The organism is Methylocystis sp. sgz306128, assembly GCF_056032725.1.
In genome coordinates, this window is sequence record NZ_JBVYWO010000002.1 from 123,818 (window position 1) to 144,060 (window position 20,243).

Here is a 20,243-nt window from a genome sequence, read left to right on the forward strand (position 1 = left end):
CCGACCCTCCGCAATGAGCCTACGCCACAAGAGCGAACACGGGCCAGTCACATTGATGTGAAAGCAACTCTCCAAAACAAAACCCCCCGCCGTTTGGGGCGAGGGGCATCAGAATCAGACCTGTCCGGGCTGCGGCAGATCCGGCAGCAGAAACACTCAGGCTGCGAGTTGGCGCAGGACGTAGTGCAGAATCCCGCCGTTCTTGAAATATTCCAGCTCTTCCAGCGTGGCGATGCGGCAGACCAGAGGCACCTTTTTCACGCTGCCATCCGCGGAGGTAATGACGGCTTCCATCTTCTGGCGCGGCTTGAGATCGGCGCCGAGACCCTTGATCGACACGGTTTCATCACCCTTGAGGCCAAGGCTCTGCCAGCTGGTGCCGTCCTCGAATGTCAGCGGCAGGACGCCCATGCCGACCAGATTGGAGCGGTGAATACGCTCGAAGCTCTGCGCAATGACAGCGCGCACGCCCAGCAGCTTGGTGCCCTTGGCCGCCCAGTCGCGCGACGAACCATTGCCATATTCGGCCCCGGCAAACACCACCAGCGGGGTTTTTTCGACCTCGTATTTCATCGCGGCATCATAGATCGACATGGCTTCGCCATCGGGGAAATGCTTGGTCATTCCGCCTTCCGGCACGGTGCCGTCTGCAGCCTTGTTGATGAAGTTCTTGATGCGGATATTGGCGAATGTGCCGCGCATCATCACTTCATGGTTGCCGCGGCGCGTGCCGTACTGGTTGAAATCGGCCTGAGCGACCTGATGACCGAGCAGATATTTGCCAGCCGGGGACGCGGCTTTGATCGAACCGGCGGGAGAAATATGATCGGTGGTGATCTTGTCGCCGAAGAGCGCAAGAATGCGCGCATTCTCGATTTCCTTGACCGGAACCGGGGTTTTGGTGATCCCGGTGAAATAGGGCGGGTTCTGCACATAAGTCGAGCCCATGTCCCAGCCATAGGTCTGGCCCTGCGGCGCCTGCACGCCCTGCCAGTTGGCATCGCCCTTGAAGACGTCGGCATAGCGCTCGTTGAAAATCTTCCTGGTGACATTCCGGGCGATGAACTCGTGAATTTCCTTCGAAGAGGGCCAGATGTCCTTAAGATAGACCTTCTTGCCGTTCTTGTCCTTGCCGAGCGGCTGCTTGGTCAGGTCTATATTGACCGTTCCTGCAAGCGCATAGGCCACGACGAGCGGCGGCGAAGCAAGATAATTGGCCTGCACGTCCGGCGAGACACGGCCCTCGAAATTGCGGTTGCCGGAAAGGACAGCGGCGGCGATCAGGCCGTTATCGTTGATGGCCTTTGAAATCTCCGGGTTCAGCGGCCCCGAATTGCCGATGCAGGTGGTGCAGCCGAAGCCCACGAGATTGAAGCCGAGGCTGTCCAGTTCCTTCTGCAGACCGGCGCTCGCCAGATATTCGGCAACGACCTGGCTTCCGGGGGCCAGCGAGGTCTTCACCCAGGGCTTGGTGGTGAGGCCGCGCGCCACGGCATTGCGCGCCAGCAGGCCCGCGCCGATCAGCACCGACGGATTCGAGGTGTTGGTGCAGGAGGTGATGGCGGCAATCACCACATCGCCGTGGCCGAGATCGAAATTCTTGCCCTCGACCTTCACCCTCTTCGAAATTTCGGCGATTTTCTTGTAATCCGTCTCCATCGCGCTGACAAAGCCCGCGCCGACAGCTTCCAGATTGACGCGGCCTTCGGGACGCTTGGGCCCGGCCATGGACGGCACCACATCGGCAAGGTTGAGTTCCAGCACATCCGTGAACACCGGGTCCTCGGCATTCCTCGGGCGGAACATGCCCTGTGCCTTGGCGTATTTTTCGACAAGCGCGATCCGCGCTTCGGTGCGGCCGGAATTGGTGAGATAATTCAGCGTTTCGCCGTCAATGGGGAAGAAGCCGCATGTCGCGCCATATTCGGGCGCCATATTGGCAATGGTCGCGCGGTCGGCCAGCGTGAGATTGTTGAGGCCGGGGCCGTAGAACTCAACGAATTTATTGACGACGCCCTTCTTGCGCAGCATCTGCGTGACGGTGAGCACAAGGTCGGTCGCGGTGCGCCCTTCCTTGAGCTTGCCGGTGAGCTTGAAGCCGATGACTTCCGGCAGCAGCATGGATTGCGGCTGGCCGAGCATGGCGGCTTCCGCCTCGATGCCGCCGACGCCCCAGCCCAGAACGGCAAGGCCGTTGACCATGGTCGTGTGCGAATCAGTGCCCACCAGCGTGTCGGGATAGGCAACCTCGATGCTGGTACCCTTGCCGCGGCCCTTGGCGATGGTCTCCGTGCGTGTCCACACCGTCTGGGCGAGATATTCAAGATTGACCTGATGGCAGATGCCGGTGCCGGGCGGCACGACGCGGAAATTGTCGAACGAATCCTGACCCCATTTCAGGAAGCGGTAACGCTCGCCGTTGCGCGCATATTCATGCACCACATTGGCGGCAAAGGCTTTTGAATTGCCGAATTCATCGACAATCACCGAATGGTCGATGACAAGATCGACCGGCACCAGAGGATTGATCTTTTCCGGATCGCCCTTGAGGGTCAGCATGGCATCGCGCATGGCGGCCAGATCGACAACGGCGGGAACGCCGGTAAAATCCTGCATCAGCACGCGCGCCGGACGGAAGGCGATCTCCTTTTCCGTCTTGCCCTTATTGGAGAGCCATTCCACCACGCCCTCGACATCGGCCTTCGTAACGGTGCGGCCATCTTCAAAACGCAGCAGGTTTTCCAGCAGCACCTTCATCGAGAAGGGCAGTCTGGAAATGCCGGTCAGACCATTCTTCTCCGCGGCCTTGAGCGAAAAATAATGATAGGTCTTGTCACCAACCTTGAGTTTCCTGCGGCATTTGAAGCTGTCGAGCGAGGTCATTATCAATCCCTTCACAATCGGGTGAATATCCTGCCGCAAGCCTCATGAGTTGCGGCGCTGAAGGCCTTATAGATAATTTCGATGAAACCCGCTACACGAACAAAAGTCTTGATTGCCGATTGTTTCATCAATCTTTGCGGAGCATGCCTTGCGGATAGTGGCCGAAGAGCTGGAACTTATGCGCAACGACCGCCGGCTGTTTGCCGGGGTCGGCTTCTCGCTTGAAGCCGGCGAGGCGCTGGCGCTGACGGGGCCGAACGGCAGCGGCAAATCCAGCCTGATCCGCGCCGCGCTGGGCTTCCTGCCGTTCACACGCGGCAAAATCCGGCTGGAAGGCGCAAAAGATGCCAATCTGGCAGAATCGACGCATTATATCGGCCATCAGGACGGCATGAAAACCAGCCTCACGGCGGCAGAAAATCTGGATTTCTGGGCCGCGATGCTTGGCGCGGCGCATCTGCCCCCCAAGGCCGCGCTGGCGGAACTTGGCCTTGCCCATGTTGAAAAAGCACCGGTGGCCTATCTCTCTGCGGGGCAGCGTCGGCGCGTGGCTCTGGCGCGGCTTCTTGTCGCGCGCCGTGAGATCTGGATGCTGGATGAGCCGACCACGGCGCTCGATGCCGCGACTCAGGCGCTTTTTGCCGCAATCTGTGGGCGGCATCTGCGTGAAGGCGGGCTGATCATTGCCGCGACTCATCTCGATCTGGGCTTCAGCGCGCGCCAGCTCGCGCTGGGGGGCCAGCCATGAGAGCCGTGCGCGCCCTGTTCATGCATGAACTGCGCGTCGCGAGCCGGATCGGCGGCGGCAGCGCCACCGGTCTGGTTTTTTTCCTGATTCTGGTGAGCATCATCCCCTTCGCGCTTGGGCCGGACATGAACCTGCTGGCCCGAATCGGCCCGGCGCTGATCTGGATAGCGGCGCTGCTTGCCACCCTGCTCGGTCTTGACCGGCTTTTCCAGAGCGACGAGGAGGATGGCACGCTTGACCTGCTGATGACCTCCAGCCTGCCGCTCGAACTTGTCGTCCTCGTCAAATGCGCCGCCCACTGGCTGAGCACGGCCCTGCCGCTCGTGCTGGCCACGCCGCTGTTCGCCCTGATGCTGGCGCAGGACGGCATAGGCCTCGCAAGCCTGCCGCTGACATTGCTTGTCGGCACGCCGGCGCTGACGCTGATCGGTGCCATCGGCGCGGCTCTGACGGTCAGCCTGCGGCGCGGCGGGCTGCTCATGGCCGTTCTTGTGCTGCCGCTGACCATTCCGGTGCTGATCTTCGGTGTTTCAGCGGCGGAGGCCGCGCTTGGCGGCACCATTGCCTTCACCACGCCGCTCGCCATCCTTGGCGCCCTGAGTCTGGCCGCCATCGCCGGCGCGCCGTTCGCCGCTGCCGCAGCGCTGCGCCAGCGCTAGAACATTCCCTGCTCCGTTTGCAAAGCGCATCTGCCGCATTGCATCATAAAGCCAAGCCCGCTAGAACCAGCTTCATGTGGTCGATCGCCAATCCCGCCTTTTTCAACCGTCTCGTCGGCAAAGTGCTGGCGCCGCTGACGGCGGCCACGATTTTGTGCTTCGCCATCGGCCTTTACATGGTCTGGAAGGCGCCGCCCGACTATCAGCAGGGCGAGACCGTCAGCATCATGTATCTGCATGTGCCCGCGGCCTGGCTTGCCTCGTTCATTTATTTCAGCCTGGTGCTGGCGGCGCTGGGCACGCTGGTCTGGCGTCATCCGCTGGCCGATGCGGCACAGAAGGCGGGCGCACCGCTGGGCGCGGGCTTTACGCTGATCTGTCTTGTCACCGGCTCGCTGTGGGGCAAACCGATGTGGGGCACTTACTGGGTCTGGGATGCGCGCCTGACCTCCGTGCTGATTCTCTTCCTGCTCTATCTGGGCCTGATCGCCCTCTGGCAGACCATCGAGGATCAGAACAAGGCGGCGCGTCTTGTATCCATCCTGACGCTGGTGGGCGCCATCAACCTGCCCATCATCAAATTCTCGGTCGATTGGTGGAACACGCTGCACCAGCCCGCATCCGTTTTCCGCATGGGCGGGCCGACCATCGACGTGTCCATGCTCAAGGCGCTGCTTGTGATGGCGCTGGCGTTCACGCTCCTGTTCGTCACGCTGCACCTGATGTCCATTCGCAACGAGATCCTGCGGCGCAAGGTGCGCCGGCTCACGATGCTCGCCGCCAACGGAGACGCGCGTGTCTGATCATTCCGGCTTCATTCTCGCGGCATATCTGTTCACGATTGCGGTGGTGCTGGCAATGATCGCCCGCGTCATTCTCGATTACCGTCATCAGAAGCGCGCGCTCGAAGAGATTTCGGGCGAAACTGAGGAATAAGATGAGTCCTGCCCGCATCCTCCTGCTTTTGCCGCTCGTGATTTTTCTGGCGCTGGCCGGATTGTTTCTGGTGCGGCTCGGCTCCGGTGATCCCTCACGCCTGCCGTCGCCGCTGATCGGGAGGAAAGTGCCGGTGTTCAGCCTGCCGCCGCTTGATCCGGCCGCAGACGGCAACGGCCTCTCCAATACGGATCTCGCCAGCGGCCACGTCTCCGTGCTCAATGTTTTCGCCTCATGGTGCGCGCCATGCCAGGAAGAGCACGCCAGCCTGATGCAGCTTGCCGACGATCCGGAATTGCGCGCGGCCGGCCTGAAAATCTATGGCCTCGCCTATAAGGACAAACCGGCCAACAGCCTGCAGTTTCTCAGCGAAAACGGACGCCCCTACGACAAGGTTGGAAAGGACGAGCCGGGACGCACAGCGATTGATTTTGGCGTATATGGCGTGCCGGAAACCTTTGTGATCAAGGCGGATGGCACGATCAGCTACAAATTCATCGGACCGCTGACACCCGAGAGCCTGAACGCGACCCTGAAGCCGGAAATTTACAAGGCGCTTCACTGATCCTTTTTCGGATCATGCCGCTGGATCATCGGCATCTGCGAGAAAATGAACAGGAACGTCAGGCCCATCGTGCCGTAGACCTTGAAATTCACCCAGAAATTGTCGGATTGCGTGCGCCATACGATTTCGTTCAGCCCGGCGAGAACCAGAAAGAACAAGCCCCAGCGCAATGTCAGCTTGCGCCAGCCTTCATCGGTCAGGTCAAAGGCGCTGTCGAGCACCACCGGCAGGAGCGGGCGCCCGAAGGCCAGCCCGCCCAGCAGGATCAGGCCGAACGCGCCGTCGAGAAATGTTGGTTTCATCTTGATGAATTCGGCATCCTGAAAATAAAAGGTCAGCAGGCCGAACAATGTAACGACAACGGCCGTCACCAGCGGCATGACCGGTACGCGCCGCATGACGATCAGCGATACGACGAAAGCCGCCGCCACGCCGATCATCAGCAGCAGCGTCGCCGTGAAAATGCCGCTTCTGGCGCCGCTGAGCAGCGCCGCAGGCAGCAGCGGTGCGGCGATCGGGGCAAACAGCGCCGGGCGCGCATTGGCCAGCAGGAAAAGGACCAGCGGGCCGATCTCGAGAACCATTTTCAGCGCCGGATGCGGCTTTCGTGCAGTTTTTGTCACGTCAAATCTCTGATTTCAGGACCGGTTTCCGGCATGACCACGCGATTTGCGGATCATCCATCAGCCGGGCCGGGAACATCTTTCGACAAATTTGCGCTTAACGCTGGAAAAATTTGTCAATTTATCGGATAGATACATCAAGACGCACAGGGTTCAATGATTAAATCAAGCATGGCCTACAGAGTTCTGTTTCGATCCGGGCAGGGGCAATGGCGCGCCCTGGCTTTTGTGCTGCCGTTGATTCTGGCGGGCTGCGCCAGCATGAACCCTGCCAGCAAGATGCCAAAACCGGTGCAGCTGCCCGGCAACACGCCGGTCACCACCGGCTTTGAAACTCCCGAGCAGCAGGAGCACCGCCGTCTCGTAACCCTGTATGGCGGGGAATATTCATACGCTCCGACGGAACGGCTGCTCAATGACGTGCTGTACCGGCTGGCCAACGCCAGCGATGTCAAGACCGAGCCCTACAAGCTGACGCTGCTCAATTCGCCGGTTGTCAATGCCTTCGCCCTGCCGTCCGGCCGCATTTACATCACGCGCGGCCTGCTGGCGCTGGCCAATGACACATCGGAAGTGGCTGCGGTCATGGCGCATGAAATTGCCCATGTCACCGCCCATCATGCCGCACAGCGCGCCGAACTTGAAAAGGATTCGGCGCTGGTCAGCCGCGCCGCCGCCGTTATCCAGAATCCCGAAAAGGGACAGGAAGTTCAGGCCAGCCGCCGCCTGTCGCTGGCCAGCTTCTCCCGTGCGCAGGAATTCGAGGCCGACCGGATGGGCATCAACAACATGGCGAAGGCCGGTTATGATCCCTATGGCGCGGTACGCTTCCTGACGGCGCTCGGCCATTCGGCCAGCCTGCGCGCATCGCTGATCGGGCAGACGGCCACCGTCGCCCGGCCCGATATATTGTCCACGCATCCTTCCACGCCGGAGCGCATCCGCGAGGCTATCGCCACGGCGCGTCAGTTCGGCCCGCCCGGCACGGGCGAGGATGGACGCGACGCCTATCTCGCGGCCATCAACGGGATCATCTGGGGCGACGATCCTTCGGAAGGCGTGATCCGCAACAACCGTTTCATCCATCCCAAGCTGAATTTCAGCTTCTCGGCGCCTTCGGGCTTCATATTGGAGAATTCGTCGCAGGCCCTTCTGGGCATGAGCGCCAGCGGCACCGATTCGCTGCGCCTTGACTCAATTCAGGTGCCGGACGGCACAAGTCTCGAAGCCTATGTCCGCTCGGGCTGGGTAGATGGTCTCAACGATGCGTCCGTCACCTCGGGGCGCATCAACGGCCTGCCCGCCGTCTTCGCCACGGCACAGGACAGCGGATGGACGTTCAAACTGGCGGTGATCCGGTTTGACACCGACGTCTATCGCCTGATCTTCGCCACCAGAAAACTGGATAACGACACGGATCAGCGCTTCAGCGCGTCGATGAACAGCTTCCGCCGCATAACCCCGCAGGAAGCCGCCGCCGTGCGGCCGCTGAAAATCACCATCGTCAAAGCGGCGCAGGGCGACAATTTCGCCAGCATGACCGCCAGAATGACCGGCGTCGAAAAGCCTGAAGAGCATTTTCGCCTGCTCAACGGGCTTTATGACATCAATCAGCTGACACCCGGCGCCAGCTACAAGATCATCACGGAATAGTGATCGCATGAGTCTAAAGGCGTATTGATCCGATAAAACCGTTTCGGCGTAAACCATGGCGAGGTGCCGCCATGAAAGCACAATTATCCGATCTCGACCGCCATTTCGTCAAAAATGCAATGAATGCGCCCTATCTGGCGCGTGAGGACGAGCGTGATCTTGCGATGCGCTGGAAAACCAGTCAGGACAAGGACGCCCTGCATCAGATGACCGCCGCGCATAGCCGTCTCGCTATCGCTCTGGCGGCGCGCTACCGCAATTACGGCCTCTCCATGGCCGATCTCGTACAGGAAGCACATATCGGCCTGATGGAAGCGGCCATGCGTTTCGAGCCGTCGCGCGATGTCCGGTTTTCAACCTATGCATCCTGGTGGATCCGTGCATCGATTCAGGATTTCATCCTGAAAAACTGGTCGATCGTGCGCTCGGGCACAAGCTCAAGCCAGAAGGCCTTGTTTTTCAACCTGCGCCGGCTTCGCGCCAAGCTAGAACAGACAGAGCCTGAAAAGGCGCGCTCGGTTTTTGCCACCATCGCCGCGGCGCTGCATGTGCCAGCGCGCGAAGTCGAATCGATGAACGCCCGCCTCTCGGGTTCGGACATCTCGCTCAACGCTCCGGTCTCGGACGAGGACGGCGCCAGCGAGCGCGGTGATTTCATTGTCGATCAGGCGCCTCTGCAGGATGAAGTGCTGGGCGAATCAATGGACGCCGCCCGCCGCCACAAGGCGCTTTATGAAGCGCTGAAGCAGCTCAACCCGCGCGAACTCACCATTCTCAAGCAGCGCCGTTTGCGCGACGAGGCGCCGACGCTGGAAGTGCTGGGCGAGCAGCTCGGCATTTCCAAGGAACGCGTGAGGCAGATCGAGAACCGCGCCGTCGAAAAATTGCGCATGGCGCTCAATCCGGGCGGACACGCCAATTAGGCACTTTCCGTCCGGGCTGAAACAGCGCGGAGGCTGCCTTTCCCCGCCTGCCGGGCGCTTGGCGCGCTGGCCGGAGCCTACAAACTCCGCGCTGATATTTATCTGCGCCGGGTGAAATTGCGACTTAGTTTTGCCGTCTTGCCAAAGACAGTGTAAAAGAAGAAAGGTGCAGGCTGGAAACAGCCGGGCGCAGGCCTTGTTCTGACACAGCAGACGGATGAGTAAATTGAAAACTGGTCTTCGATTCGGATGGCTTGGCATGGTTGGGCTTGGAGCCGCGCTCTGGAGTTCCGCCGCTCTGGCGACGCCTTCCATCGTGATCGACGCCGATACCGGGGCCGTGCTCTCCAGCGAGGAAGCCGGACAGCCCTGGTACCCCGCCTCGCTGACAAAACTAATGACGGTTTATGTGGCGCTGAGCGCCGTGCGCGATGGTTATCTCACCCTCGACACGCCGATGAAAGTTTCGGCCTATGCCAGCCGGATGCCGCCCTCGAAAATGGGTTTCGCACCAGGCACGGAACTTACACTCGGAAATGCGCTGAAAATGCTCATGGTCAAGTCAGCCAATGACATTGCCGTGGTCGTTGCCGAGGCAATTTCGGGTTCAGTCGGCAATTTCGCCGTCGAGATGAACCGCCAGGCGGCGCGCCTCGACCTCAGAAGCACGCATTTCGTCAATCCGAATGGCCTGCAAAACCCGGAACATTATTCCTCGGCGCGCGATCTCGCGATTCTGGCGCGGGCGCTGCTGCATGATTTTCCGCAATATTCCTATCTCTATGACATCGGCGCGATGGATCTCGACGGCAAAGTGATTCCCACCCATAACGGCCTGCTGGGGCGCTATCCGGGTGCGGATGGCATGAAAACCGGCTTCACCTGCGCATCCGGATTCAATGTGGTTGCCACTGCAACTCAGAACGGCCATAAGCTGATCACTGTCGTGCTGGGCTCGCCCACTGCCAAATTACGCACGCAAAAGGCCGCGCGCCTGTTCAACGCCGGTTTCGCCAATGAGGGCAACAGCCAGAGTCTGGTCGGCCAGATTCCCGATCTTGCGGGCACTCCGCCGGATATGCATGGCGTTGCCTGCTCCCGGCGTTCGAAAAATGCCATTCTCGCGGCGGAAACCGAGGATATGGACACACCGATAGCGGTTGCGCAGGGACAGGCAGGTTCGGGAAATCCGCTGCCCAGTGAAATCATGTCGCTGCCGAAACCCGTCTTCACGCCTGTTTCGGTCTATCTGGGTCCGCCGCAAGGCTGGACGGGCGAGGTGCTGTCTGCCGAAAACCCCGCCATTAAGCCCTTACCAAGTACGGCATCAGCCTATGCGCCACCGGCCCCCGACGCGGTTTCCGATTCGCCGCTGCACGTCGATCCGGCCGCCAAGCCGCTGCGCCTGACGGGCGCTGCGCCGGAACCGAAGGCTCGGCCCGTACAGACCAGAACGGCGCATGCCACGGCCGGCAAAAAGGCTGTCAAGATAATCCGCAAGCCCGTTCACAAATTGCCGACGCATTCGTGAACCAATGACCATCGCTGTTCCCGCCCGTAAATCGGAAGGCGTCGCCATGATTGTGGCGGCGGCGGTCTGTTTTGGCCTGAATGTGCCGTTTGCGGGGCTTGCAGGGCGGCTTGGACTGCCGGGGCCGGACGTGGTTGCCGTGCGTGTTCTGTTCACGCTTGTTCTCGCTGGCTCTTATCTGCACTATCGCAAAATTCCCGTGCGGGTGCAGCGCGAGGACTGGAACCGGCTTCTGGCGCTCGGCCTCGTGTCGGCGCTGGTGAGCATCGCCTATCTCTCGTCGATTGCCTTCATTCCTGTCGGGCTGGCGGCAATGGTGTTCTATACATTTCCGCTCGTCATTCTTCTGGCCAGCCCCTTCATCGAAAATGTGCGCCTTAGCCCTCTGCTCTGGTTTGCCTGCGCGCTGACCTTCAGCGGAATCGCCATGGCGGTGGGCCCCAATTTCTCCAATCTCGACTGGCGCGGCCTTGCGCTGGCGGGTTCGGCAAGCCTTGCCGCAGCCAGCCAGTTCTTTCTCGGCGCGCGCGCGCCGGCGGGCGGCGGCCTCAAGATGATTTTCTGGATTCAGGTGATCATGCTGCCTTTCGCCATCGGAACATCGCTCGTGCTGGGCGGACCCGCGCCTTTGCTGCATTTTGAGGCCGCGCTCTGGCCGCTGGGTGCCGCAACGCTGGGCGCAGCCATCGGTATCGTCTTTCAGTTTGTCGGGATGCCACGGCTCGGCGCAACCGCCGCCGGGCTGATCTTCTGCCTCGAGCCGATCATCTCCACGCTCTTTTCCGGCTGGCTGCTGAATGAGATCCTCAGCCTGACCCAATATCTGGGCGGCCTGATGGTTCTGTGCGGCATAATACTCTCGATTCTGACTCCGGCACGGCGCCCCGCATGACACAGCCTCTCCCGCTCATTCTCCTCACTGGCTTTCTCGGCGCGGGCAAGACCACGCTGCTCAACCGCCTGCTGGCCGACGAAAACCTCAGCCGCACGCTCGTCATCATCAACGAATTCGGCGAAGTGCCGCTCGATCATCTGTTCGTCGAAAATCTGAGCGGCGACATGATGCTGCTCTCCTCCGGCTGCCTGTGCTGCACCATCCGCGGCGATCTGGCCGATACGCTGGAAAATCTGGTCGAACGCCGCCGGTCTGGCGAATTGCCAGATCTGGAGCGCATCATTCTGGAGACGACCGGCCTCGCCGATCCCGCGCCCATCCTCCACACCATCATGAGCCATCCGCTTCTCATGCTCAATTTCCGGCTTGATTCGGTGGTGACCGTGATCGATGCCGCCAATGGACTGGAAACGCTGCGCCAGCAGAAGGAAGCCCGCAAGCAGCTTGCCGTCGCCGACCGCATCGTCCTCACCAAGACCGACATCGGCCCCGCCAGCCCCGAACTTATCGCCGAACTCGAAGCGCTCAACCCCGCCGCGCCGCGGCTTGACGCCGCCAGAGGCGAAGCAACGCCGTCCCACCTGTTCGGCGCCGGCCTCTTTGATCCGGACCGGAAAATTCCCGATGTGCGGCGCTGGCTCAATGCCGAAAAGCTGATGCACCCGCATCACCACCACCATGACGTCAACCGCCATAATGCGGAGATCCGCGCCTTCTGCCTCACTTCGGAGAAAGCCATTGATCCGGCCCGGCTCGACATTTTCCTCGAATTGCTACGAGCCCTGCACGGGCCGAATCTGCTGCGCGTCAAGGGCATCATCCGCCTGACGGACAATCCGGATGCGCCGGTGGTCATTCATGGCGTCCAGCATATTTTTCATCCGCCGGTGCGTCTGGCGCAATGGCCGGATGCCGACCGGCGCACGCGCATCGTCTTTATCGTGCAAAATATCGCCGAGGAAACCATCGCCGCGATCTGGGCGGCCTTCAACGACCAGCCGGCAACCGACAGGCCGGATGCCGAGGCCCTGCACAGAAATCCGCTCAATCCGGAAAGCGGCGGCCTTCTGGCCTGATGCAAGCTATTTTGAAACCGCTCCGGTCGCGCTATGATGGCGACGAAGTGAGTTTGATCCAAACATGAGGCCGCCACTTGTCGCTTCTGTCGAGAATTTCAAGCGAATGGGCCTATCTGCGCGGCTTTTCGGGTGCGTTGCGCCGCACCAGACCCATTGTCAGGCACCCTAACCACACGATCCGCGAACTGGCCGAAGAGCTGGCGCAAACCTATGGCGAGCGTCTGGCGCTGATCAGCGAACGCGAGTCCTTCACCTACCGCGACTGGAATGCCCGCGCCAATCTCTACGCCCGCTGGGGCCGCGCGCAAGACCTGCAAAAGGGCGATGTCGTTGCCCTGCTGATGCCCAACCGGCCGGAATATCTCTCCATCTGGCTCGGACTGGCGAAGATCGGCGGCGTAACAGCCCTGCTCAACACCAATCTCGTCGGGCATTCCCTCGCCCATTGCATCAATACGGTCAGAGCGCGGATCGTGATTGTCGCGGCGGAACTGCTGCCCCAGCTTGAAAGCGCCCGTGCGCTGCTGGAGCCGGACGTGCGCATTCTTGTCCATGGAGAAGCAGAGGGCTACCCGCGGATAGAGACAGCTTTAGCCGCTCATTCGGCCGAAAATCTTGCCCCCGGCGAGCGCGTGCCGCTGAACATCAACGACAAATGTCTCTATATCTACACGTCCGGCACCACCGGCCTGCCCAAGGCGGCCAATATCAATCATTACCGGCTGCTGCTGGCCATGCATGGCTATGCCGCCATCATCGGCGCGCGCGCCAGCGACCGCATGTATGACTGCCTGCCGCTTTATCACACCGTTGGCGGCATTACCGCGCCCGGCGCCGTACTCACCATGGGCGGCAGCTGCGTCATCCGCGAGAAATTCTCGGCCCGTGACTTCTGGGCCGATATCGCCCGTCAAAAATGCACGCTTTTCTGTTATATCGGCGAATTGTGCCGCTATCTGCTCAACACTCCGCCCGGCCCGCAGGACAAAGCCCATAATGTCCGGCTGTGCTATGGCAATGGCCTGCGTCCGGATGTGTGGATGCCCTTCCGCAACCGCTTCGCAATATCCGAAATCCGCGAATTCTATGCCGCGACGGAAGGCAATGTCGTTCTATTCAATTTTGATTCGAAGCCGGGCGCGGTAGGGCGTATTCCGGCCTGGCTGAAACGCAAATTCATCATCAAGATCGTTCGTTTCGATGTGGAGCGCGAGCAGCCGCTGCGCGATGCCGCCGGCTTCTGCATCGAATGCGCGCCGGGAGAGGTCGGCGAGATTATCGGCCAGATACTCAATGATCCGGATAAGCCTGCGGCCCGCTTCGAGGGCTATGCCGACTCGGCGGCCTCAGACAAGAAGATCCTGCGCAATGTCTTCAGGCCCGGCGATGCCTGGTTCCGCTCCGGCGATCTGATGAAACAGGACAAGCATGGCTATTTCTATTTCATCGACCGCATCGGCGACACCTATCGCTGGAAAGGCGAGAATGTCGCCACCTCCGAGGTGGCGGAAGCCATAACCAGCTTTCCCGGCATCCGCGAAGCCAATGTCTATGGCGTCAGCGTGCCGGGCATGGACGGGCGCGCCGGCATGGCTCTGCTGGTCACGCAGGATGACTCAGCCTTCGATCCAGCCGCCTTCCACGCCTATCTGGCCCGGAGCCTGCCCGATTATGCCCGGCCGCTGTTCATCCGCCTTGCAGGCCAGGTCGAGGTCACAGGCACGTTCAAGCAACGCAAGGTCGAACTGGTCAGGGAAGGCTTCGATCCGGCCATGATCGCCGACAGGCTTTATGTCAGCAATGGCGCGCAAAAGACCTTCATCCCCCTGACCGGCGAGATTCATGCGCGCATCTGCGCCGGCGAATACAGGCTTTGACCATGACACATGCCATCCGTCGTCCTGATCCGCTCATCAGCGTCACCGACATGCATACGGCGGGCGAGCCGGTGCGGATATTCGGCTCCGGCTACCCGGAACTGGAGGGCGCCACCATTCTCGACAAACGGCGGCAGGCGGCGCAGCGCTATGATTATCTGCGCACCATGCTGATGCATGAGCCGCGCGGACATGCCGGCATGTATGGCGTTATTCCGGTGAGACCGAGCCTGCCCGGCGCGGATGTCGCGGCGCTTTTCTGCCATGCATCGGGCTATTCGACCATGTGCGGCCACGCCACCATCGCCATCGGACGCTGGGCAATCGACGAGGGCCTCGTCCAACATGACGGCAAAAGCGCCCAATTCGGCCTTGAACTGCCGTGCGGACTTGTGCGGGTGGATGCGACGCTCAGCAACGGGATTGTCACCCATACGGCGTTCGAGAGCGTCGCAGCCTTTATTGATAAGGCCGATCTGGAGCTTTTCGTGGCAGGCTTTGGCAAGATCACCTGTGATATCGCCTTCGGCGGCGCCTATTATGCCATTTTGCCGGCGGCGCAGCTTGGCCTGAGTTTTGAAATGGAACTGCCCGTGTTGGTGAAGGCCGCGCAGGCGGTCTTTGCGGCGGCGCGCGCCGCCTGCACGCCGACCCATCCCACCGATCCCGATCTCTCGTTCCTTTATGGTGTCATCCTCACCGATGACGCGGCCCCGCACGAGCCTTCACGCAATCTCTGCCTGTTCGGCGAAACGCAGATCGACCGCTCGCCCACAGGTTCCGGCGTCACGGCCCGCATGGCTCTGGATATGTTCAAAGGCCGCATAAAGACCGGCGAACCACGCGTCATATTTGGTCCGACAGGCGAGGGCTTCACCGGCACGATTACCCGGCAGGCTGATTTTCACGGGATTCCCGCCGTGCATGTGCGGGTGGAAGGGCGCGCCTTCTACAGCGGCACGGCGCAGTTTATCGTTGAGGAGCAGGATCCGCTCAAACACGGCTTCCTGATCAATATCTAGGCCTGTTCGCGCAAAAGACGGCGGATGACCTTACCGCTGGTGGTCAGCGGCAGACTATCCACAAAGCTGATCTCGCGCGGATATTCATGCGCGGACAGGCGCTCGCGCACGAAGGCGCGAATATCCTCCGCCAGCTCTGGCGACGGGGTGAATCCGTCGCGCAGAATGCAGAATGCCTTGACGATCTCGGTGCGCAATGCATCAGGCTTGCCGACAACCGCGGCCATGAGCACGCCCGGATGGCGCATCAGGCAATCCTCGATCTCGCCGGGGCCGATACGATAACCGGCAGAAGTGATCACGTCGTCGTCACGGCCGAAAAACCGCACATAGCCGTCCGCATCCTGCCGGCCCTGATCGCCAGTCACCAGCCAGTCGCCGATGAATTTGGCGCGTGTGGCCTGCTCCTGCCGCCAATAGCCGAGGAACATCACCGGGTCCGGCCGCCGGATAGCTATGATGCCGGGTTCGTCCGGCGCGCAGAGCGAACCATCCAAGCGGATGACGGCCACATCATGCCCCGGCAGGGCCTTGCCGATTGCGCCCGGCCTGACGATGCCCATGGCGCCGCAGGAACCGAGCACATAATTGCATTCGGTCTGGCCGTAAAATTCATTGATGGTGAGCCCAAGCGCCTCGCGCCCCCAGATGAGCGGCTCGGCGCCGAGGCTTTCTCCGGCTGAGCCGATGCTGCGCAAAGACAAATCATATTTCTCGCGGGGGCGCTCGACGGCCCGCATCATCCGCACTGCGGTTGGCGGAATGAAGGCGTTGCGCACGCCAAGGCGCTCCATCAGCGCAAAAGCCTCTTCCGGGTCGAACTTATCGAATTTGCGGGCAACGACAGTCACGCCAAAATGCAGCGAGGGCAGCAGCGCATTGAGCAGGCCGCCGGCCCAGGCCCAGTCTGCCGGGGTCCACATCAGATCGTTCTTTTGCGGAAAGCCCTCATGGCTCACCTGAAAGCCCGGCAAATGGCCGAGCAGGACCCGGTGCCCGTGCAGTGCGCCCTTGGGCTGGCCCGTGGTTCCGGATGTGTAGATCATCAGGGCCGGATCATCGGCCAGAGTCCGCACCGGCGAAAAAGAATCGCTCTCGGTGGCCATGATCTCGTCGAGACCTTCCACACCGGCGGCATGATCGGGCCCATCCGTTGAAATGATAATTTCCAGTTCGGGAAGGCGCGCCCGCAGTTGCCGCAGCTTCGCGGCGCCCGACGCATGCGTGATGACGGCCCGCACGCCGGCATCCGCCAGCCGGAATTCCAGCGCGTCAACACCAAAAACGGAGGCCAGCGGCACGGCAATGGCGCCAAGCTTATAAATGGCGAAATGCGCGACCGCCGCCGCCTGCGTCTGCGGCAGCAGAATCGCCACCCGCTCGCCCTGCCGCAGATTGCGGCGGCGCAGCGCTGCCGCAAGACGATTGGACCGGGCTCTGAGTTCAAAATAGCTATGAACTTTCACCGCGCCAGCAGCATCCACCTCGATGATGGCCGGACGCTCCGGCTCCGTTTCGGCCCAGGAATCGCAGCTATCGACGGCGATATTGTAAAATTTCGGGATCTGCCAGACAAATTGCTCGCGCAGTTTGATAAAATCCGATTGAGTCCGGAGCATAAAAATCTCATTCTGACCATCTATTGCCACTATGAGGTCATGGTGCATCGCGCGCCCTATTGCAACCCCAATGTGATGCTCAACACTAAAGCCGCGAATCAGCTACGAGGACGCCACGGGATGAGACTGAAAATTTGCATTGGCCTGATACTTTGCATGATTTCGGCCAGCGTCTTTGCCCAGACCGCGCCCGACCCCGTCCAGAACCGTATCGATACCGCACGCCTCGCCATCGAGCAGATCGAGGCAAGCCTGCAACGCAAGGATCTCTCCGACACCGAGCTTGCCAATCTGCGCACCCAGATTGACGCGCCCGCCGCCAAGATACAAAGCGTTATCGAGGAACTGACCCCGAAACTGGCTGCCATAAAATCCCGGCTCGACCAGCTGGGGCCCAAGCCCGGCGAGAAAGACCCGCCCGAAAGCCCCGGCGTCACCGCTGAACGCAACGATCAGGAAAAGCTGTTCAACCAGATCGACGAAACCGTGCGCAAGAGCCGCTTGCTCGAGGTGCAGGCCGAGCAGCTTAAAGCCCAGATCGGGGTGCGGCGTCACAATCTGTTCACCTATGCGCTGCTGGCGCGCAATTCCAGCATATTAAGCCCCAACCTGTGGCTGCGCGTGGCCAAGGAATTGCCGCTGGACATTGTCGCTTTCAAGACAGTGAGTTCGGACTGGGCCAGCACCGCACTCGGGCGGCTCTCCTTCATAGAACTGATTTTTCTGGCTGCGCTGATCATAGCGGCCATTGTGATATACCGGCCACTGATGCGGGTGGCGGCGCATGTGGTCAACCGGGATGCTGATGCGACCAATCCCTCCCGCCTGCGAAAAGTGACAGCCGCGCTGGGCATCGCCATTGTCACCGCGGCCGTGCCGATAGGGCTGGTGAGCGGGCTTCTGCTGATTTTTGACGTTTATGAATTGCTGACTCCCCGGATCATGCCGATCAGCCGTAGCCTGTATGAAGGCGTGACGCGCATCGCCATCACCTTCGCCATGGCGCGGGCGCTGCTTGCGCCCAAACGGCCGAACTGGCGGCTGCTGGATCTGTCCAGCGCCAACAGCCTGCGCATTGCCCAGCTTGCCGCCATTGTGGCGGCCATCGTTTCCAGTGCCAAGATGCTGGAGGCCATAAACGACGTGATTGCCGCAACCCTGCCGCTTTCGGTGGCGACGCGCGCCTGCGGCGCGGTGGCCGTAACCCTGTCCATGGCCGCGACGCTGCGCAGCATCGCGCCGCAGGGCAACGAACTCAACGAGAAAAACGGAACAGCCGGTCCGGACCGCGACTATTACGGCCTGCTGCGGCTTCTGGCATGGACGATGATTGCAACCGTCCTTCTGGCGGTTGTTGTCGGCTATGTCGCCTTCGCTGCTTTTCTGATCGATCAGGTCGTCTGGATCAGCGGTATCGGCAGCATGCTCTATCTGATTCTTGCGCTGATCGATGAAGGCATAAGCGCGGCGGCACAATCCGAATCGCGCGTCAGCCGGTCGATCATTGCCAGTGTCGGCATCCGCCGCGACAGCCTTGACCAGATCGCCATCCTTCTGGCCGGATTGCTGCGCGTCACGGTCATGGCCACAGCCGGAATGCTGGTGCTGGCGCCCTGGGGCATCCAGTCGGACGACATGGTAGGCTATCTTCGCGCCGCCTTCTTCGGCTTCAAGGTGGGCGACGTCAATATTTCGCTTTCCACCATTATTGTCGCCATCCTGCTGTTTCTGATCGGCTTTGTGGCCACGCGCGCCGTGCAGCGCTGGCTGGATGCCAAATTCCTGCCTCACACCCAACTCGACATCGGCCTGCGCAATTCCATCCGCACCAGCCTCGGCTATGTGGGGGTGACCATAGCCGCCGCTGTTGCGCTCTCGCATATCGGGCTCAGCTTCGACAAATTTGCCATTGTTGCCGGTGCCTTGTCTGTGGGTATCGGTTTCGGCCTGCAATCCATCGTCAGCAATTTCGTCTCCGGCCTCATTCTGCTGTGGGAGCGGGCCATCCGCGTCGGCGACTGGATCGTCGTGGGCGAGGAACAGGGCTTCGTCCGGCGCATCAATGTCCGGTCAACCGAAATTGAAACCTTCGACCGCGCCACGGTCATCATGCCCAATTCCAATATTGTTTCAGGTGTCGTCAAGAACTGGGTGCGCACCGACAGGGTGGGGCGCATCACCATCGATGTAAACGCACCCTATGACTGCGATCCGGAACAGGTCCGCGCGCTGCTCATTTCCTGCGCCAAGGATCACGACATGGTGCTGGCCATTCCGGTGCCGCTGGTGATGTTTGCCAGATTTGGCGATTCGGCGCTGCATTTCCAGCTGATCTGCTTCGTCGACGACGTGCTGACCGCGGCTCTGGTCAAGAGCGACCTGCACTACACCATATTCAACCGGATGCGGGAGGCCGGCATCGCCATACCTTTTGCACAGCGCGATGTCACGATCCGCGGGCTGGAGGAATTGGCCATCGCCCTTCGCCCCCGCGAAAAATCTTAGGCCCCGGCCCCGGCGGGCGCGCCGAGCCAATGTGCAAGAAAAGCCCGGCTCCAGCGCGCCACAGCAGCGTCATGCACAAACCAATCGGCGAGATGCTGCTGGGCCGGCTTGGCCAGCGGGCTTGAAAGCCGCGCACCGCCCATCACCACCCACCGGCACATCATGGCATAGGTGACTTCCGGGTGAAACTGCAGCCCGAACGCCTTTGCGCCATATTGAAAAGCCTGATTGGGAAATTCATCGCCGCGCGCCAGCAGACTCGCGCCCTGCGGCACGCTGAAGCCCTCGCCATGCCAGTGATAAACATGATCCGGCAAAGCCGCGCCGCAATCGCGCGCCAGTTCCTCGCCCGCTTCTGTCGAATAGATGGGATAATATCCGGCCTCCACCGCATTATCCTTGTGCGGGCCGACGCGCTCGCCCAGATGGCGTGCCAGCATCTGCGCCCCAAGACAGATGCCGAGAAAGGGCTTGTTTTCGCGCAGCGGCACGCCGATCCAGTCGATCTCCCGGCGCAGATATTCGTCGCGGTCGTTCACGCTCATCGGCCCGCCGAAAATAATGGCGCCGGCATGATGCGCGAGACTTTGCGGCAGCGGATCGCCAAAACGCGGGCAACGCATGTCCAGACAGTGACCCATGCCCGCAAGCAGCCGTCCCAGCCGTCCGGCGCTGGAATTTTCCTGATGCACAACAACGAGTATCGGCGCCGCCATGAAAACCAC

17 protein-coding genes are annotated in these 20,243 nt (G+C 61.0%); 13 read left to right on the top strand and 4 right to left on the bottom strand.

Annotated features, from left to right (window positions below):
• Positions 1 to 156: 156 nt before the first annotated feature.
• Positions 157 to 2,883: an aconitate hydratase AcnA gene (gene acnA, locus AC0N03_RS04430; protein ID WP_474287342.1), complete on the bottom strand. Its 2,727-nt coding sequence runs from the start codon at positions 2,881 to 2,883 to the stop codon at positions 157 to 159.
• Between the two features lie 157 nt (positions 2,884 to 3,040).
• Here acnA and ccmA point away from each other — a divergent pair, with 157 nt between their 5' ends.
• From ccmA to AC0N03_RS04455, 5 genes are all read left to right on the top strand, one after another.
• On the top strand, positions 3,041 to 3,631 hold the full coding sequence (ccmA, locus tag AC0N03_RS04435) for a heme ABC exporter ATP-binding protein CcmA (RefSeq protein ID WP_474287704.1): 591 nt from the start codon (positions 3,041 to 3,043) through the stop codon (positions 3,629 to 3,631).
• Complete coding sequence (gene ccmB / locus AC0N03_RS04440) at positions 3,628 to 4,290, top strand: heme exporter protein CcmB (protein WP_474287343.1); 663 nt, start codon at positions 3,628 to 3,630, stop codon at positions 4,288 to 4,290. The genes ccmA and ccmB overlap by 4 nt, the downstream gene beginning before the upstream one ends.
• A gap of 74 nt (positions 4,291 to 4,364) precedes the next feature.
• Positions 4,365 to 5,093 (top strand): heme ABC transporter permease, encoded by a 729-nt coding sequence (locus AC0N03_RS04445; protein ID WP_474287344.1) that lies wholly within the window; start codon positions 4,365 to 4,367, stop codon positions 5,091 to 5,093.
• A complete protein-coding gene (gene ccmD / locus AC0N03_RS04450; protein WP_474287345.1) occupies positions 5,086 to 5,226 on the top strand; it encodes a heme exporter protein CcmD in 141 nt (46 codons plus the stop codon). Before AC0N03_RS04445 ends, ccmD begins: the two co-directional genes overlap by 8 nt.
• Before the next feature lies 1 nt (position 5,227).
• Positions 5,228 to 5,791, top strand: coding sequence for a DsbE family thiol:disulfide interchange protein (locus AC0N03_RS04455; protein WP_474287346.1), 564 nt, complete (start codon positions 5,228 to 5,230; stop codon positions 5,789 to 5,791).
• Here the strand turns inward: AC0N03_RS04455 and AC0N03_RS04460 are convergent.
• Positions 5,785 to 6,414 (bottom strand): septation protein A, encoded by a 630-nt coding sequence (locus AC0N03_RS04460; protein ID WP_474287348.1) that lies wholly within the window; start codon positions 6,412 to 6,414, stop codon positions 5,785 to 5,787. The genes AC0N03_RS04455 and AC0N03_RS04460 overlap by 7 nt on opposite strands.
• Positions 6,415 to 6,585: 171 nt before the next feature.
• Between AC0N03_RS04460 and AC0N03_RS04465 the strand changes: the two genes are divergently transcribed.
• The 7 genes from AC0N03_RS04465 (at position 6,586) to AC0N03_RS04495 (ending at position 15,394) form a co-directional block, all read left to right on the top strand.
• On the top strand, positions 6,586 to 8,067 hold the full coding sequence (locus AC0N03_RS04465; protein ID WP_474287349.1) for a M48 family metalloprotease: 1,482 nt from the start codon (positions 6,586 to 6,588) through the stop codon (positions 8,065 to 8,067).
• A 71-nt stretch (positions 8,068 to 8,138) separates the two neighbouring features.
• Positions 8,139 to 8,990: an RNA polymerase factor sigma-32 gene (locus AC0N03_RS04470; RefSeq protein ID WP_474287350.1), complete on the top strand. Its 852-nt coding sequence runs from the start codon at positions 8,139 to 8,141 to the stop codon at positions 8,988 to 8,990.
• 259 nt (positions 8,991 to 9,249) lie between these two features.
• The gene (locus tag AC0N03_RS04475; protein ID WP_474287351.1) at positions 9,250 to 10,521 is read left to right on the top strand and encodes a D-alanyl-D-alanine carboxypeptidase family protein; all 1,272 of its coding nucleotides are present in this window, start codon (positions 9,250 to 9,252) and stop codon (positions 10,519 to 10,521) included.
• Positions 10,522 to 10,525: 4 nt separating this feature from the next.
• On the top strand, positions 10,526 to 11,413 hold the full coding sequence (locus AC0N03_RS04480; protein ID WP_474287352.1) for an EamA family transporter: 888 nt from the start codon (positions 10,526 to 10,528) through the stop codon (positions 11,411 to 11,413).
• Positions 11,410 to 12,492: a CobW family GTP-binding protein gene (locus AC0N03_RS04485; protein ID WP_474287353.1), complete on the top strand. Its 1,083-nt coding sequence runs from the start codon at positions 11,410 to 11,412 to the stop codon at positions 12,490 to 12,492. Before AC0N03_RS04480 ends, AC0N03_RS04485 begins: the two co-directional genes overlap by 4 nt.
• Positions 12,493 to 12,569: 77 nt before the next feature.
• On the top strand, positions 12,570 to 14,372 hold the full coding sequence (locus AC0N03_RS04490; protein WP_474287354.1) for a long-chain-acyl-CoA synthetase: 1,803 nt from the start codon (positions 12,570 to 12,572) through the stop codon (positions 14,370 to 14,372).
• Between the two features lie 2 nt (positions 14,373 to 14,374).
• A complete protein-coding gene (locus AC0N03_RS04495) occupies positions 14,375 to 15,394 on the top strand; it encodes a proline racemase family protein (protein WP_474287356.1) in 1,020 nt (339 codons plus the stop codon).
• On the opposite strand, the gene AC0N03_RS04500 is transcribed toward AC0N03_RS04495, so the two are convergent.
• The gene (locus tag AC0N03_RS04500; protein WP_474287357.1) at positions 15,391 to 17,013 is read right to left on the bottom strand and encodes an acyl-CoA synthetase; all 1,623 of its coding nucleotides are present in this window, start codon (positions 17,011 to 17,013) and stop codon (positions 15,391 to 15,393) included. The genes AC0N03_RS04495 and AC0N03_RS04500 overlap by 4 nt on opposite strands.
• 120 nt (positions 17,014 to 17,133) lie before the next feature.
• Here AC0N03_RS04500 and AC0N03_RS04505 point away from each other — a divergent pair, with 120 nt between their 5' ends.
• Positions 17,134 to 19,518 (top strand): DUF3772 domain-containing protein, encoded by a 2,385-nt coding sequence (locus AC0N03_RS04505; RefSeq protein WP_474287358.1) that lies wholly within the window; start codon positions 17,134 to 17,136, stop codon positions 19,516 to 19,518.
• Here the strand turns inward: AC0N03_RS04505 and AC0N03_RS04510 are convergent.
• Entirely contained in the window at positions 19,515 to 20,234 is a 720-nt protein-coding gene (locus AC0N03_RS04510) for a glutamine amidotransferase (RefSeq protein WP_474287359.1), read from the bottom strand. The two genes, AC0N03_RS04505 and AC0N03_RS04510, sit on opposite strands and share 4 nt — an antisense overlap.
• Positions 20,235 to 20,243 lie beyond the last annotated feature (9 nt).